The organism is Alteromonas sp. ABH4_452, assembly GCF_056311825.1.
This window is the reverse complement of the sequence record NZ_CM149973.1, coordinates 1,897,235-1,912,817: the sequence shown is the minus strand read 5'-3', so window position 1 is coordinate 1,912,817 and position 15,583 is coordinate 1,897,235. Positions and strand designations below refer to the sequence as shown.

At 43.3% G+C, this 15,583-nt stretch carries 12 protein-coding genes and 8 tRNA genes; 6 read left to right on the top strand and 14 right to left on the bottom strand.

Translation table 11 applies throughout. The features are described 5' to 3' along the window. Positions 1–155: 155 nt before the first annotated feature. The 11 genes from clpX to ACYX4N_RS08080 form a co-directional block, all read right to left on the bottom strand. A complete protein-coding gene (gene clpX / locus ACYX4N_RS08130) occupies positions 156–1,430 on the bottom strand; it encodes an ATP-dependent protease ATP-binding subunit ClpX (protein ID WP_269917387.1) in 1,275 nt (424 codons plus the stop codon). Between the two features lie 75 nt (positions 1,431–1,505). Further along, positions 1,506–2,135 carry an ATP-dependent Clp endopeptidase proteolytic subunit ClpP gene (gene clpP / locus ACYX4N_RS08125; protein WP_118493312.1) on the bottom strand — a complete coding sequence of 210 codons (630 nt, stop codon included), beginning with the start codon at positions 2,133–2,135 and terminating at the stop codon, positions 1,506–1,508. A gap of 98 nt (positions 2,136–2,233) precedes the next feature. Beyond that, positions 2,234–3,538, bottom strand: a complete 1,305-nt coding sequence (gene tig / locus ACYX4N_RS08120) for a trigger factor (protein ID WP_118493310.1) — start codon at positions 3,536–3,538, stop codon at positions 2,234–2,236. A gap of 357 nt (positions 3,539–3,895) precedes the next feature. Further along, positions 3,896–3,972, bottom strand: a tRNA-Pro gene (locus tag ACYX4N_RS08115). A 43-nt stretch (positions 3,973–4,015) separates the two neighbouring features. Next, positions 4,016–4,100, bottom strand: a tRNA-Leu gene (locus tag ACYX4N_RS08110). 7 nt (positions 4,101–4,107) lie between these two features. After that, positions 4,108–4,183, bottom strand: a tRNA-His gene (locus ACYX4N_RS08105). A 165-nt stretch (positions 4,184–4,348) separates the two neighbouring features. Then, positions 4,349–4,425, bottom strand: a tRNA-Pro gene (locus ACYX4N_RS08100). Between the two features lie 42 nt (positions 4,426–4,467). Beyond that, positions 4,468–4,552 (bottom strand) — tRNA-Leu (locus ACYX4N_RS08095). A gap of 6 nt (positions 4,553–4,558) precedes the next feature. Then, positions 4,559–4,634: transfer RNA gene (locus tag ACYX4N_RS08090), tRNA-His, on the bottom strand. 87 nt (positions 4,635–4,721) lie between these two features. Beyond that, positions 4,722–4,798 (bottom strand) — tRNA-Arg (locus ACYX4N_RS08085). A gap of 24 nt (positions 4,799–4,822) precedes the next feature. After that, positions 4,823–4,899, bottom strand: a tRNA-Pro gene (locus tag ACYX4N_RS08080). Positions 4,900–5,256: 357 nt separating this feature from the next. Here ACYX4N_RS08080 and folD point away from each other — a divergent pair. The 6 genes from folD (at position 5,257) to ACYX4N_RS08050 (ending at position 11,610) form a co-directional block, all read left to right on the top strand. Continuing rightward, positions 5,257–6,111, top strand: a complete 855-nt coding sequence (gene folD, locus ACYX4N_RS08075) for a bifunctional methylenetetrahydrofolate dehydrogenase/methenyltetrahydrofolate cyclohydrolase FolD (RefSeq protein WP_118493308.1) — start codon at positions 5,257–5,259, stop codon at positions 6,109–6,111. Positions 6,112–6,217: 106 nt separating this feature from the next. Further along, positions 6,218–6,796 carry a DUF1415 domain-containing protein gene (locus tag ACYX4N_RS08070; protein ID WP_476056202.1) on the top strand — a complete coding sequence of 193 codons (579 nt, stop codon included), beginning with the start codon at positions 6,218–6,220 and terminating at the stop codon, positions 6,794–6,796. Between the two features lie 250 nt (positions 6,797–7,046). Beyond that, positions 7,047–7,766, top strand: a complete 720-nt coding sequence (gene tsaA, locus ACYX4N_RS08065; protein ID WP_476056201.1) for a tRNA (N6-threonylcarbamoyladenosine(37)-N6)-methyltransferase TrmO — start codon at positions 7,047–7,049, stop codon at positions 7,764–7,766. Positions 7,767–7,958: 192 nt separating this feature from the next. Then, positions 7,959–9,677, top strand: a complete 1,719-nt coding sequence (locus ACYX4N_RS08060) for a proline--tRNA ligase (protein WP_474855460.1) — start codon at positions 7,959–7,961, stop codon at positions 9,675–9,677. Between the two features lie 38 nt (positions 9,678–9,715). After that, positions 9,716–10,558, top strand: a complete 843-nt coding sequence (locus tag ACYX4N_RS08055; RefSeq protein ID WP_474805734.1) for an MBL fold metallo-hydrolase — start codon at positions 9,716–9,718, stop codon at positions 10,556–10,558. A 35-nt stretch (positions 10,559–10,593) separates the two neighbouring features. After that, the gene (locus tag ACYX4N_RS08050) at positions 10,594–11,610 is read left to right on the top strand and encodes a phospholipase A (RefSeq protein ID WP_476056200.1); all 1,017 of its coding nucleotides are present in this window, start codon (positions 10,594–10,596) and stop codon (positions 11,608–11,610) included. An 81-nt stretch (positions 11,611–11,691) separates the two neighbouring features. Here the strand turns inward: ACYX4N_RS08050 and ACYX4N_RS08045 are convergent, their stop codons facing one another. The 3 genes from ACYX4N_RS08045 to ACYX4N_RS08035 all read right to left on the bottom strand — a co-directional run bounded on the left by ACYX4N_RS08045 (position 11,692) and on the right by ACYX4N_RS08035 (position 15,404). Then, complete coding sequence (locus ACYX4N_RS08045) at positions 11,692–12,594, bottom strand: histone deacetylase family protein (protein WP_476056199.1); 903 nt, start codon at positions 12,592–12,594, stop codon at positions 11,692–11,694. A gap of 175 nt (positions 12,595–12,769) precedes the next feature. Next, positions 12,770–14,392 (bottom strand): methyl-accepting chemotaxis protein, encoded by a 1,623-nt coding sequence (locus tag ACYX4N_RS08040; RefSeq protein WP_476056198.1) that lies wholly within the window; start codon positions 14,390–14,392, stop codon positions 12,770–12,772. A gap of 259 nt (positions 14,393–14,651) precedes the next feature. After that, positions 14,652–15,404: a hypothetical protein gene (locus tag ACYX4N_RS08035; protein WP_474805728.1), complete on the bottom strand. Its 753-nt coding sequence runs from the start codon at positions 15,402–15,404 to the stop codon at positions 14,652–14,654. Positions 15,405–15,583 lie beyond the last annotated feature (179 nt).

Genomic DNA, 15,583 nt, shown 5'->3' with positions numbered 1-15,583 from the left:
GGATAGCTTTACTGCTTGTGTTCGCTTAAATATCAACCACCTTCGATATTACTTCATCAGTTGCTGTCAGTTATCAAGAGGTTACTTACGACCAATTATCAACCTTTAGAAACAAAAAAAGGTCCCGCAGGACCTTTTTTGAATCAAGCTAACATCTATTCAGATGCGGCCTTTTTCTCATTGCTGTCGTAAATCAAAATAGGTTTCGATTCACCACGAATAACCGTTTCGTCGATAACAACCTTGCTAACGTCTTCCATTGAAGGAAGATCGTACATGGTATCAAGCAAAACCGCTTCAACAATTGAGCGAAGGCCTCGAGCACCGGTTTTGCGTTCCATTGCTTTTTTCGCAATAGCATTTAACGCATCGTCACGGAACTCAAGTTCTACGTCTTCCATAGAGAACAATGCACCATACTGTTTGGTGATTGCATTCTTAGGTTCACGTAAAATTTGAATTAGCGCCTCTTCGTTCAACTCTTCAAGACTGGTTACTACCGGCAGACGACCAATGAATTCTGGAATTAACCCATATTTCACTAAGTCCTCAGGTTCAACCTGTTTGAACAGTTCGCTGATTTGCTTACTGTTGTCTTTAGATTTAACCGTAGCACCAAACCCAATACCTGTGTCTTTCTGCGCACGCTGCTCGATAACTTTATCGAGGCCCGCAAACGCACCACCACAGATAAACAGTATTTTTGAAGTATCAACTTGCAAAAACTCTTGCTGAGGGTGCTTACGTCCACCTTGCGGAGGAACCGACGCAACCGTACCTTCAATCAACTTAAGAAGCGCTTGCTGAACACCTTCACCCGATACGTCACGGGTAATTGATGGATTGTCAGACTTACGAGAGATCTTGTCGATTTCGTCAATGTAAACAATACCGCGCTGTGCTTTCTCTACGTCGTAATCACACTTCTGAAGTAGTTTTTGAATAATATTCTCAACATCTTCACCCACATAGCCCGCTTCCGTCAGCGTGGTTGCGTCAGCCATTGTGAACGGCACGTCAAGTAAACGTGCAAGCGTTTCTGCTAATAGTGTTTTACCACTACCTGTAGGGCCAATTAACAGAATGTTACTTTTGCCTAGTTCAACGCCTTCGTGAACATCGCCATTGCGCAAACGCTTGTAGTGGTTATAAACCGCTACTGATAGTACCTTCTTCGCATGTTCTTGGCCGATAACATAATCGTCAAGATGAGCATGAATTTCAGTTGGTTTAGGTAAAGCGTCCTGCTTTTGCTTAGGCGCGATTTCCTTAATTTCTTCGCGAATGATATCGTTACATAACTCAACACACTCGTCGCAAATGAATACCGACGGGCCTGCTATTAACTTTCTTACTTCGTGTTGGCTTTTGCCACAAAACGAACAGTACAGTAGCTTGTTATCACCGTCACCGCTTTGCTTATCACTCATTACTTTTGCCTCTGCCTTACCCGAGCCGAAAACCAAATTCGTGCTATGCACTGGCCCGGGTCATCTATAACTATACTACTTAGTTCCGGCTACGTCAGATCGATTTGCTAAAACTTGGTCAACCAGGCCGTAATCTTTTGCCTCTGTTGCACTTAAAAAGTTATCACGGTCTGTGTCGCGCGCGACTTTTTCATAGTCTTGACCAGTATGGTCTGCCATTAGGCGATTCAACTTCTCTTTAATAGACAGAATTTCTTTCGCATGTATTTCAAAATCAGATGCCTGACCTTGGAAACCACCAAGAGGTTGGTGAATCATAACGCGAGAGTTAGGTAGACAATAACGCTTACCTTTTGCTCCTGCAGAGAGTAGAAATGCGCCCATGCTCGCAGCTTGGCCCATACACACTGTGCTCACGTCTGGCTTGATAAATCTCATTGTGTCATAGATTGCCATACCAGCAGTCACTGACCCGCCCGGCGAGTTAATGTATAGGAAAATATCTTTCTCTGGGTTTTCAGCTTCTAAGAACAACATTTGAGCAACGATGAGGTTGGCCATGTGATCTTCAACTTGCCCTACTAAGAAAATTACGTTTTCTTTTAAAAGACGAGAGTAAATGTCGTATGAGCGCTCACCTTTTGAGGTTTGCTCAACAACCATAGGAACAAGTGCATTCATTGGGTCAAACGGGGTATTAGTCATAGCTACCTTGATTATCTAGCGTTAAAAACAAAAATGCTCGGAAGGCTCCGAGCATTTAAGCAGTTGCTGACAAGTATTGTCAATCAGACAGTAAAAAATTACGCCTGTTTGTTCATAACCTCGTCAAAAGCTTTAGTTACTTCAGTAACTTTTGCTTGCTCAAGAACCCACTCAATCGCTTGTTCTTCTAGCGCAACGTTTTGCATTTGCTGCATAAGCTCTTGATTGTTGTTGTAGTAGTCAACAACTTCTTGTGGATCTTCATACGCAGAAGCTGCAGTTTCGATCATCTCGTTAACTTTAGCTTCGTCTGCTTTTAGTTCGTTTTCTTTGATTACTTCACCTAGAAGTAGACCAATAGATACGCGACGCTTAGCGTTGTCAGTAAACAGTTCCGCAGGAAGGTCTGGAAGGTTCTGACCACCGCCTTGTTGGCTGAAACGTTGCTTCGCTTGCTCGCGTAGCGCGTTTACTTCTTGATCGATAAGCGCTTGAGGAATATCAATCTCGTTAGCTTCAACAAGTTTAGAGATTACGTCTTCTTTAACTTGTGCTTTAAGCGTTTGGTCTAGCTCACGCTGCATGTTCTTACGAACTTCAGCTTTAAGTGCGTCAACGCCGCCTTCTTCAACACCGAATAGCTTAGCAAACTCTTCGTCAACTTTTGGAAGATCCAGACCTTCTACTTTCTTAACTGTAGCTTGGAAAACTGCGTCTTTACCTTTTAGGTTTTCAGCATGGTAATCTTCTGGGAAAGTAACTTCGATAGTTACTTCTTCACCCGCTTTCGCGCCAACTAGTGGCTTCTCGAAACCTGGGATCATGCGGTCTTTGCCAAGTTCTAGTGCGAAATCTTCTGCTTTTCCACCTTCGAACTCTTCACCGTCGATAGAGCCAACGAAATCGATGATAACTTTGTCGTCTTTCTTCGCTTTACGCTTAACTTCTTTCCAAGATGCGTGCTGCTTTTGAAGCGTTTCCATCATGTTATCAAGATCTTTGTCAGTAATTTCTACTACTGGCTTTTCGATTTCGATATCGCTAACACCTTTCACTTCTACTTCTGGGTAAACTTCGAAAGATGCTACAAATTCTAGGTCCTGACCGTCTTCGTCTTTGGTCAGTTCAAACTTTGGCATACCAGCAGGCTGAATCTTTTCTTGAATGACTGCTTGGTAGAAGTTTTGCTGCATAACATCGCCAGCAACTTCTTGGCGAACTGCCTGGCCGAAACGCTTTTTGATTACGCTTACAGGAACTTTACCTGGACGGAAGCCGTTGATGCGTTGTGTTTTTGCCAACTGCTGTAGGCGTGACTTAACTGCTGAATCAACCGTGTCAGATGGAACGGTGATAGTAAGACGGCGTTCTAAACCCTGGGTCGTCTCGACTGAAACTTGCATTATGTTACCTCAACTATACGCCTCTATAGGCGTTTTGTTCTCAATCCCCTCTCCCGTCACGCATTAATTGCATATCACTCCGGGGTAGAAGGTCGTTATTCGACGTTTATAAAATCAAAGTTAGGACACAAAATCGTGCCACAAAGCCAACCTGAAACAAACGTACTGGTTAAAAAAAGACGCGGTAGTATACAGCCGCACACCACAAGAGTCGAGAGGGAAACACAAGTTTGTAACAACCAATCGAACGCATTTTAAGCAAATTGCGAAACTAGTAAGAAAAATAGATTGAAAAACGACTTTGACTAGCGGTTTGGGACGCTATTTGAAGAGGACAAAAGAAAAAATAAGAAATAATGGTCGGTGAGACAGGATTTGAACCTGCGACCCCTTGTACCCAAAACAAGTGCGCTACCAAGCTGCGCCACTCACCGATATAGATATCTCTTTAAAGACTCTTAGAAAGTCTCAAGAATATGGTGCGGAAGGAGAGACTTGAACTCTCACGCCGTGAAGCACTGGAACCTAAATCCAGCGTGTCTACCAATTCCACCACTTCCGCAAAAAAGTGGGGTGGACGATGGGACTTGAACCCACGACAACCGGAATCACAATCCGGGGCTCTACCAACTGAGCTACGCCCACCATAGTAATCCTGTGTTTGTCTACGTGTGAATTGATAAACACATAAACAACTATCGAACTGTCAGGATCTCACTTTACTGCTCGATAGTCTGGTTTGACTTTGATTCAACACTCTTTGGTTTACTCGCTGAGCTATGAATTATTGCTAAGTCAAATAAGCATAAATGGTCGGTGAGACAGGATTTGAACCTGCGACCCCTTGTACCCAAAACAAGTGCGCTACCAAGCTGCGCCACTCACCGACAGGAATGCTTAAGGTAAGCTTTTAAAAAAGCTTGAAAATATGGTGCGGAAGGAGAGACTTGAACTCTCACGCCGTGAAGCACTGGAACCTAAATCCAGCGTGTCTACCAATTCCACCACTTCCGCTAAAAGTGGGGTGGACGATGGGACTTGAACCCACGACAACCGGAATCACAATCCGGGGCTCTACCAACTGAGCTACGCCCACCATAGGGTGTGTTGCAATCTACAAGCTTTATATTAGCAATATAGATACAAAAATTCTGCCTTGCTATCAGGACCTACCTGACTCGCATGGCGCGCCCGGCAGGATTCGAACCTGCGACCCACGGCTTAGAAGGCCGTTGCTCTATCCAGCTGAGCTACGGGCGCTTGGCGAATCTTCGCTGCAAAAAGTGGTCGGTGAGACAGGATTTGAACCTGCGACCCCTTGTACCCAAAACAAGTGCGCTACCAAGCTGCGCCACTCACCGACTGTCGTATCGACCAAGACGCATAAGCCTCTGTGCCTTTACGGGGTGCGAATATTACTGACATCCCCCCACCTCGTCAAACACTTTTTTAAATAAAATCGCCAACCGCTCACAAAGCACTCATTATCATGTTTTTTTGTACAATTCCGCTTCTATTTCGCTACTTTTAACCACGCTGAGCAACCCGTAAACGAGTTTGTCGTATTGATATTACGAGAAAAGTTATTTGTTCAACTTATTGATGTTCGATGGCAATCAATAACTACTATCTAATAATTGCTAGAGTATACCCCCTGTTTTATGAAACAATATAGGGCACTTGTTGACCACCCAACCATATAAGAATCGTACAAGACTATGACCGCTCATCTTATTGACGGCAAATTAATTGCCAAGCAAGTTCGCCAACACGTAACCTCCTATGTTGAGTCACTCACCCAAGCAGGCAAAAGACAGCCAGGTCTCGCCGTTGTCCTCGTAGGCAGTGATGCCGCTTCTCAAGTTTATGTTTCAAATAAGCGTAAAGCCTGTGAAGAAGTAGGATTTGTTTCTCGCTCTTTCGACCTTCCTTCAGACACTACGGAAGAAACCTTGCTTAACTTAGTGGATGAGCTCAACGAAGATAAAGAGATAGACGGTATTCTTGTGCAACTTCCACTACCTGCAGGTCTCAACGCAGAGAAAGTATTAGAGCGTATTCACCCTCATAAAGATGTTGATGGCTTCCATCCCTATAACATTGGTCGTCTTGCTCAACGTATTCCCGCTTTGCGTCCTTGTACACCTAAGGGCATCATGACCATGATTGAGTCTACCAAACGCCCTGTTAAGGGTTTAGACGCGGTTATAGTAGGCGCATCTAATATTGTAGGCCGCCCTATGAGTCTTGAATTATTGTTAGCAGGCTGCACCGTCACTACCTGCCACAAGTTTACCCAAGACCTTAAAAGTCATGTCCAGCGTGCAGACTTACTTGTCGTAGCAGTAGGTAAACCTAATTTTATACCTGGCGATTGGGTTAAACCCGGCGCGATTGTAATTGATGTAGGCATTAATCGTCTTAATGATGGCTCGTTAATTGGCGACGTCGATTTTGAAAAAGCCAAAGAGCGTGCAGGCTGGATAACCCCTGTACCTGGCGGTGTCGGCCCTATGACAGTTGCAAGTTTGATAGAAAACACGCTTGAGGCATACGTTAAGTTTCATTCCTAAAGCACTAAGATTCACGCAAATTTTAAAGGCAGAAATTAAATTTCTGCCTTTTTGCTTTATACTCCCCTCTCTCTTTAAATACAGAACTAAATTAAATAACTTCTTTATGGCAGAACCAATATCTCCGTTGAGCGAACAACACGTAATTGATGCAACGCTTAAGTGGGTTGATGATATTGTGATAAAGCACAATTTCTGCCCCTTTGCGCGCTATGTAAGAACACCAAATCAAATTCGTTGTAAAGTAGTAGCGGGGGATGCAGGGGACGTTATTCAATCTTTGTACGATGAACTTCGCCACTTGGAAGAGAACGAAAGCACCGCCACCACGCTTATTGCACTGACACATCCAACCCTTGATGATTTTGATGAGTATCTTGATGTGCTAGCTATTGGCGATAATATGCTGCATGACTGGGGGTACAGCGGTACCTATCAACTCGCGAGCTTTCACCCTGACTATGTGTTTGACGGTAGCGATTCTAACGATGCTGAAAACTACACGAACCGTTCCCCCTACCCGCTTTTACATTTAATTCGCGAAGCAGACATTACTCGCTATATGAAAAAAGAAGAGGATGCGGAAAAGATATTCAGTCATAACATTGATAAGGCGCGGGCACTAGGCTGCCCTTATTTTAAGAACGCATTGGAAACAATGAAAAAAGATAAGCCTGCGCAGTAAAACACAAGTGTTTTTATTTGCTCTGCTATGCACACAAGTTTTGTAAACTGGTGCTAGAAAAAGTCCTAGTGCAATAACTGTTCAGGCCCAAAATGTTGGATTAATCCAGGGAACCCAAATAAACATCCCATTCGTGAACCGAAAAAATGCTGTATTTGGTTCAAGTTTTCACTTGCACTGTTACATTACCTGTTAAGTATGAGAGTAATATGACAGCAAAAATTATTTTCAATTAGGTTAAAGCAGCCCCGTGACTCCCCCAACTTCATTTACTGTATCGACAATCGCAACTATCGCTACGCCTTTCAAACAAAAGTTTGCCATCCCGAGGCAACCTAACTTAGCAAAAGCTCATGGGGTAATTGCCTTTGAAGAAGGGTTTAACGATATCCATATGCTAAAGGGGATAGAAAGTTATAGTCATCTGTGGCTGCTTTTTATCTTTCATCAGAATATTGAGCGCGGTTGGAAAAATACAGTAAAGGCGCCTCGACTAGGCGGCAATGCTACTATGGGTGTATTAGCGACTCGCAGCACTCATCGACCGAACAGCATTGGCATGTCTGTTGTGAAAAATAAAGGGCTAGTGCACGATAACGGCAAAACGCATTTACTTGTAGAAGGCGTGGATTTAGTAGACGGTACGCCACTTGTCGATATTAAACCTTACATCGGTTACGCAGATAGTGTTCCAAACGCGAGCGATAAGCTTGACGAAATCAGCCCCATTCCCCAACGCCACGTAGCGTTCTTAGATACGCTCAAGCCAACGCTTTCTGAAATAGACAAAAAGTACAGCGACTTTACCGCTTTAGTTACAGCAGTGCTGGCGCAAGACCCACGCCCAGCGTATAAACAAAAACTGGATAACGACGAGAAAACCTATCGCGTTACCCTGTACGATATTGATGTAGGTTTTAAATTGAAAAATAATGTCGTTTGGGTTACTGAGCTCGTTCATTTAGGATAATTGCACTTTTAGTGTCAACAGTCTGTGGCGAAATGGCTCACAGTTAATTAGAATACCGCCAAACGTGTGATGGTCACTCTTTAGTTAACGCATTTAGCAATAATTTCGTAAATTACATAATGTGTACAACTTATTGCAAAAGGCCAGCATACAAACAGTCTTAATACATTGAAAACAGGATACCTGCTTTACATGCGCACTAGTCAATATTTGCTTGCCACGCAGAAAGAAACACCTGCTGATGCAGAGGTTATCAGCCACCAGCTAATGCTGAGAGCTGGTATGATCAGAAAGCTTGCCTCAGGTCTTTACACGTGGCTGCCGTCAGGTCTTCGTGTACTTAATAAAGTAGCCAATATTGTTCGTGAAGAAATGAACAAAGCAGGCGCAATTGAAGTGCTTATGCCCGTTGTTCAGCCTGCTGACCTGTGGGAAGAGTCAGGGCGCTGGGAAGAATACGGCCCGGAACTGCTTCGCGTTAAAGACCGCCATCAGCGCGACTTTGTATTAGGCCCTACTCACGAAGAAGTGGTTACAGCCCTTGTGCGCAATGAAATAAGCAGCTACAAGCAGCTTCCACTGAACCTGTATCAAATCCAGACTAAATTCCGCGACGAAGTTCGTCCTCGTTTTGGCATTATGCGCGGTCGTGAATTTACCATGAAGGATGCATACAGCTTTCACTTAGAAGATAGCTGTTTAGAAGAAACGTATCAAAAGATGTACGATGCTTACTGCAACATCTTCTCGCGCATGGGTCTTGATTTCAGAGCAGTAATTGCTGATTCAGGCTCAATCGGTGGGAATCATTCTCATGAGTTTCATGTGCTAGCTGACTCTGGTGAAGACGCCATTGCATTCTCATCAGGCAGCGACTACGCGGCTAACGTTGAAATGGCCGCCGCTGTGGCGCCAGAAAAAGCACAAGCAACCGGTGCAGCGGTAGAAACTAAAGATGCCAAAGGCAAAGACTTCGAAAAAATACTAAAAAGTATCGATGCCGATTTAACCAATGCCGTGAAAGTTGTTGTGGTAAAAGCGGCGAACGCTGCGGATGACAAAGGCGAAGAAGTACACGCAGACAACTGGGTTGCATTAGTACTACGCGCTGACCACGAACTAAATGATGTTAAAGCAGAGAAAATTGAAGGTGTTGCTACCCCGCTGGTTGAAGCGTCATTCGACAAAGCGAAAGAAGTGCTTGGTGTAGTACCCTATTTTGCAGACGCAACTAACCTTCCAATCCCAGCTTACGTGGATGCGAGTGCTGCAGCGCTAGCAGATTTTACAACAGGCGCTGGCGCTGGCGGTAAAATGAACATCAACGTAAATTGGTCTGATGATATTTCTGGGGTAGATATTCGCAATGTCGTCGCTGGCGATGCGGCTCCTGACGGTAAAGGCACACTTGATATTAAGCGCGGTATCGAAGTGGGTCATATCTTCCAACTTGGCAGCAAATATTCAGAAGCTATGAATTGCGGTGTGCTTAGTGAATCAGGTAAGCACCAGACGCTTACTATGGGCTGTTACGGTATTGGTGTATCACGTATTGTTGCTGCAGCTATCGAGCAAAATCACGATAAATTTGGCATAAAGTGGCCAGATCCTATTGCACCGTTTAAAATTGCATTAATACCTATGAATATGCACAAGTCTCACCGCATTAAAGAAGCTGCAGAAGCGCTTTACGAAGAGCTTGTTGCCCTTGGCGTAGAAGTGCTGTTTGACGACAGGAAAGAGCGCCCGGGTGTAATGTTCAATGACATGGAATTAATTGGCATACCTCACAGCATTGTCATTGGTGAAAGAAATCTGGATAATCAACAGGTTGAATATAAAAATAGACGTACTGGCGAGAAACAGTTATTAGATCTCAGCGCAGCAAAAGATTTTGTAGCCGCTCTCTAAAACCTGAACTTGCCCATTAGATAAGTAGATGAGGGCGTATGCGGTTAACTTTTTATGGCGTAAGAGGGTCAATACCCACTCCGGGGGCAGCTTACGTTCGTTATGGTGGCAACACCGCATGCGTTCACATTGAGCTCGAGGATGGTACTGATATCATCTTCGACTCAGGCACAGGTATCCGTTTGCTTGGCGATCGGTTAATTAAGAAAACAACGCCAATTCACCTTTTGTTAAGTCACAACCATTGGGACCATATTCAAGGTTTTCCCTTTTTTGCGCCCATTTACCAAGAATCGCGCGAAATAAACATTTACCCAGGCCTTACCCAGCTCAACGAACCAGATCAAATTTTAAGGCAAATGGAAGGGTCATTATTCCCCGTCCCGAAAAGCGCGTTAAAGTCTTCCATAAGCCTTATTGAGTATCCCGCAACAGAGAATACATTTACCATTGAAAGTGCGACTATTACTCGCTTGGCCATGAATCATCCTGGCAGCGGAAGCGCCTACTGCATTGAGGCTGACGGTGCTAAGATCGCTTACATCACCGATAACGAGCTCTACCCTCCTTACAAAAAAGAAACAGATTTCATTGATTTTGCTAAATTTGCACAGGGTGCAGACCTTCTTATTCATGATGCACAGTACATGCTATCTGACATGCCGGCAAAAAATGGCTGGGGCCATTCGGTTGCAGAGGAAGCAGTAAAACTGGCCATGGCCAGTCATGTAAAACAATTAGCGTTATATAGTCATGATCCAGAACGCACTGATGACGATATAGATGATGTCGTAACCCACTGTAATGACTATGTCACAGTGGCAGAGTCTACTTTACACGTATTTGCATCTTCAGAAGGCCAAACGCTGGACTTCAGTTAAGCATAATAACAACCCCTTGCAACGGAGAATTAAAGGTGTCTGTGTTTAAGCCTTTTGTATTTATGGCAGCGTTTGCTGCTTGTACACCTGTGTACGCACAACAATCACAAGAAGTGATGAGCGAACAAACTTCAGAACTCGACAATAGTGAACAGCTAGACACTGTTAAAGACGAGAACGGTCAAACTTCGCAAAATGAAAGCGGAATTGAAGTGATTGATATCATTAAACGTGATACTACTACAGAGAGTGCGCTAGACAATCGTTTAGAAGGGGATAAAGAAGCGCTAGACAATGTTTTTGCTATTACCCAGCACAGACAAAACTATTTACTTCCTATCACTTATGTTTCTAACCCTAATACATTCGGTGATGAAGAATTAACGGAAGAAAACATAGACAATAAAGAGGCTAAGTTTCAGGTAAGTGCCAAGCTACCACTGTACGTAGAAGATACTGGCTTCGACGGACTGTATTTTGGCTTTACGTTAACCTCTTTCTGGCAGCTTTATAACAATGAAGCATCGAAGCCCTTCCGCGAAACCAATTACGAACCGGAAGTCTTTTGGCAAGAAACGGCTGATTATTCGGTACTTGGCTACAAATTCAATACCTTCCAAGTCGGTTTTAATCATATGTCGAATGGACAAAGCGGCCTTCGCTCTCGAAGCTGGAATCGTCTTTTCGCATCAATAGTATTCAGTGACAACGACGATATTTACTACTTTAAGACTTGGTATCGTATTCCTGAAGATGAAAAAGCAGACCCGCTTGACCCGACAGGGGACGATAACCCGGATATTCAAGACTACTACGGCAGAATGGAATTTGGTTACGGCAGAAAAATTGGGGCTTTCAAAGTGCTTGCGCTGCTGAGAAACAACCTGGATTTTGACGAAAACAGAGGCAGCATTCAGCTAGACTTCACCTACCCTATTTCGGATCGCTATGAATTACTGCTGCAGTACTTCAACGGCTATGGTGACTCTCTCATCGACTATAACCGTTCACAGGAACGCATTGGCCTCGGTTTTCAGCTGCACTTTTTGTAAAACAGATACTCATGCTTAAAAAAAGCGCGCACTGCAAACATCCCGTTTGAGCGCGCTTTTTAAAATTGCCACTCGCCGCAGCTAATCAATTACACCCGCAGCACGATAAAGCTGGATATGCACATCCACCAGCGCAGAAATATCCCTTTGATACCCTCCACCAATGACCGCAGCGATTGGAACGCCTAAACGCTCAGCTAACGCAAAGACTTTCTTATCCCTTTCATAAACACCTTGAGTAGATATATTTAAGTGTCCTAGATCGTCGTTTACGTGCACATCAACGCCGGCGTCATAGATGATGGCGTCGGGTTGAAACTGTCTCAACACCATGGTTAGCGCTTGTTCAAGCGTAGTAAGATACTCATCGTCTTCGGCGCCCTTTTCAAGCCCTATATCAATGTCGGAACGCTGCTTTCTGTGCGGGAAGTTTTTTTCACCGTGAATTGATAAGGTGAAGATATCTCGGTCATTCTCAGCAAGTTTGGCTGTACCATCGCCTTGATGCACGTCTAGGTCGACAATAAGTACATTTTCAATAGAAGGGGTTTGCTGCATAGTTTTTGCCGCTAAATACAAATCGTTGAACAGACAAAAACCAGAACCAAAGTCCGAAAATGCATGATGATACCCACCTGTTAAATTCAAGGCTTTTCCATGCTCTAGCGCAAGGTTTGCTGTTAAACAAGTGCCTGCAACGGCGGTTCGGGTACGTTCAATTAACTGCTGTGACCAAGGAAAGCCTATACGGCGCATAGCTTTTTTGTCTAGTGCGCCGGTAGTGAGCGCATTGACATAGTCCGAATCGTAATAGGCCGTAAGAAAGGATAAATCGACAGGTGACGGGGTAATAAAGCGCGCTTTATCGACACCGCGCCTTAATAGCTCATCTCGAATGCCCACATATTTTTCGATGGGAAAGCGATGTCGCTCGGGAAGATCTAATTGGCTATAAATAGGGTGAAATACGAGTGGTGGTGTCATTATTATCTGTACTAGTTTATGGGAGCATGAAATCGGTATCAGCAAAAAGAAAAGGAGCGCGACTTGTTTATGCACTCCTTCATTCATGTTTCGCGTTATACCAATCCGAATAGATAATTGCTCGCTGAGTAGGTTATTATCTTTGTGGGCTAGTACTAATACTGACAAAGCCCAGTTAACGGGTCAAACTGTTAACCACCTTTTCAACGTTTTCTGACATACTTTTCATTGAACGAGACATGTCATCACGCTGCGCAAGCTGATGATATTTTTCTGATGACGTCACTACATTGCTTATAATCAGTTCAACCTGCTGAAGCACCGCTTCTTGCTCATCTGCCGCTTCGTTAAGCGCTACCACTACGCTGGCCGTTTCTTGAATATCTCTCACCACATTATTGAGGGTTTCAAGTGCCGTAGCAGCCTCTGCTGCGTTAGTATCAGATAGCTGCTTGCCAGAAGACATAGCCGCAACCGCACCTTTCGCTTCAGCTTCAAAGCTGCTCAAAATATCGTTGATTTCTTTGGTCGACTGCTGCGTTTTAGCTGCAAGCGCACGCACTTCGTCTGCTACTACAGCGAAACCACGACCGTGCTCCCCTGCTCTCGCTGCCTCTATTGCTGCATTAAGTGCTAACAAATTAGTTTGGTCGGCAATTTCATTAATGACGTTCACTACTTTAAGGATATTTGTACTGCGGCTTTGCAGTTCTGACACAATATTACTAGATTCCGTTACCGTTTTAGCTAGCTGCTTAAAGCCAGCATTAGCGCTTTCAAACGTGGCATAGCAACTCGCCACGTTCTTTTCAGAGTTATTGGTAGCTACAGCAACTTGGTCTGTAATAGCCACTAAATTTTGCACAATCTCTTTGAGTTTATCTGTGCTGCTATCAAGCGAACGCGATGCATCGCGCTGTCCATTGGCGCCCTCCATGATAGATTGGCCAACATTACCAAGGGTGCCAAACGCCTTTTCCATTTCTCGCTCTGCCTGTTGAAGCTGTGCAACAGAATCTTTCAGCTTGTATTGCAACGCGCGAGCGGAATCAGCCAACATACCTAGTTCGTGGTCACTTGAATATGTTAAGTCATAGTCATAACGGCTATTGGCCAAGTTCGATATGCACGCAGCAACCTGTTTTGTTGGTTTGATCACTTGAGAGCGCAAGCGAGCAACAACATACACGACTGAAAGTACAGACAATGCAATAGCGGCCAATAATATGATCCAAAGCATAGTGCGGGTATTGGCTTTAAGCTCTGCTATTGCATGGGCAGAATCTGCAGCAATTTCTGATGCAATGCTTGATAAAAGTTTAGCGGGCTCCCTATCAATACCGCGTACAAAGCTATCGCCAACTTTAGGGTCAAAGCCTGAGTTAACAAATGCGTTGTAGCCTTCTCGATATTTTTCGGCCATCACGGCATGCGCTTTTTTAAATTGTCTGATATCAGACTTCACGCTATCACTTACCACATCACTTAATAGCATTAGGTCGAACTGCCGAGTAATATCAGCTTCACGCTGTTTAAATCGCTCCCAGTACTTTTCTCTATCTTCTTTTTTGTGGCCACGCAGCAATACATTTTTCCATTCTTGGACTTGGGTTTTGAAAGTACTAAGGGTGGTATTGACGTCTCGCTCAGCTTGAACTAGCGTGTTTTCTAGCTCATCAAATGCGCTAAGTAAAGAAAACGATTTTAGAATTGAAGCACCATTGAGTAATACAAGAATGAAAAGACTGGCGAGAACGGGCGTCATCACCAAACGACTGATGCTTGTGTAATTGAACACGGCTTAACCTTTAGTATAATGTTGAAGGAGGACGCCGCCATTAGATGATATTTTTATGACGGTATGGTTACATGATAGATATAAATTTTTATAACCTAAGATAGGATAAAATACGTTTAAGTTTGTATTCTAAACCAACATATATAAACTTTCGTTGTGCAAGTGGACTTAATAAGTTTCCCAGAATACAATCACAACATTTACATCATAATTATCAGTTCAAAATAACGTTCAAACCAAAAACGACCAAAAACGTAAATTAACGATTTGCTAGTATTGATAAATTACGATAGTGCTGAAGTGCTATTTCTAGCAAATCTTCGTCAAGTTCAATGCTTTGACTATTATTAGTCTCAATGATTTTACCAGAACCTATGCTAGATGACGGATCGCCGTGCCCTGCCTTACCTGTCTTATTAAACAAGTTATAGTTTTCACTAAGTTCAGAATCTAAATTTAACCAATCGCTAAGGTCCTTTAGAGTGTGAGCTGTGTCTTTTACGACTTTGTCTGATTCTATAATATGTACTTTTGAGTACTTTTTAGAAATATCTATTAAATAAGAAATACGCTTAATATAGTATTGAAGCATTTTATCCGTATTTGAATATTCCGGTTTATTAGTTGCCTCTCCCATTTTAACTAGACTTCTGATCGTTGCTTTTGGCTCCCTGAACAAAACTAAAATATGAACTTTCGGGTTACTAAGAATTTTATCAGAAATGACGTAACTATTATGAAGCACCTTGTCTAAATAGTATTTACTTTCGTTAATGTCGTTCAAATCCTTGTATAATTCTAAGTGCATTTTGAATAGTGACGTGGGAGTGGGATAATCATAATGTAGCTCACCATATCCACAAATTTCTGGATGACTTCCCAAAAGGTGGGATAGTAACGAAGAGCGACTTCTCATGTGACTAAGAATAAAAAGATAGTTTTTTTTACTTCTAAATAATGAAGGATGGCTGAGCGCCATATTAATCTTCTCAAACTTTGTAGCAAAAGACATAAAATTTCCGCTCGAAAGGTGACATCAATTTATTTTTAGTGTTAGCACACCCCACAAAAAATAGCAACAACAATATCTGCATGAGATAGAAGTTATAGTTTTTCCTAAATAAGGAAAATAGGTTAGGAGGCTATGTATGAAAAAGATGCTCAGAACTTGATATACGATTTAGCTCACGA

Excerpts from the sequence above, each read along its gene's own strand:
- ACYX4N_RS08055 (WP_474805734.1), top strand. The coding sequence starts at position 9,716 with ATGCGGTTAACTTTTTATGGCGTAAGAGGGTCAATACCCACTCCGGGG.
- ACYX4N_RS08060 (WP_474855460.1), top strand. The coding sequence starts at position 7,959 with ATGCGCACTAGTCAATATTTGCTTGCCACGCAGAAAGAAACACCTGCT.
- ACYX4N_RS08045 (WP_476056199.1), bottom strand. The coding sequence starts at position 12,594 with ATGACACCACCACTCGTATTTCACCCTATTTATAGCCAATTAGATCTT.
- clpP (WP_118493312.1), bottom strand. The coding sequence starts at position 2,135 with ATGACTAATACCCCGTTTGACCCAATGAATGCACTTGTTCCTATGGTT.
- folD (WP_118493308.1), top strand. The coding sequence starts at position 5,257 with ATGACCGCTCATCTTATTGACGGCAAATTAATTGCCAAGCAAGTTCGC.
- tig (WP_118493310.1), bottom strand. The coding sequence starts at position 3,538 with ATGCAAGTTTCAGTCGAGACGACCCAGGGTTTAGAACGCCGTCTTACT.
- ACYX4N_RS08070 (WP_476056202.1), top strand. The coding sequence starts at position 6,218 with ATGGCAGAACCAATATCTCCGTTGAGCGAACAACACGTAATTGATGCA.
- ACYX4N_RS08035 (WP_474805728.1), bottom strand. The coding sequence starts at position 15,404 with ATGTCTTTTGCTACAAAGTTTGAGAAGATTAATATGGCGCTCAGCCAT.
- clpX (WP_269917387.1), bottom strand. The coding sequence starts at position 1,430 with ATGAGTGATAAGCAAAGCGGTGACGGTGATAACAAGCTACTGTACTGT.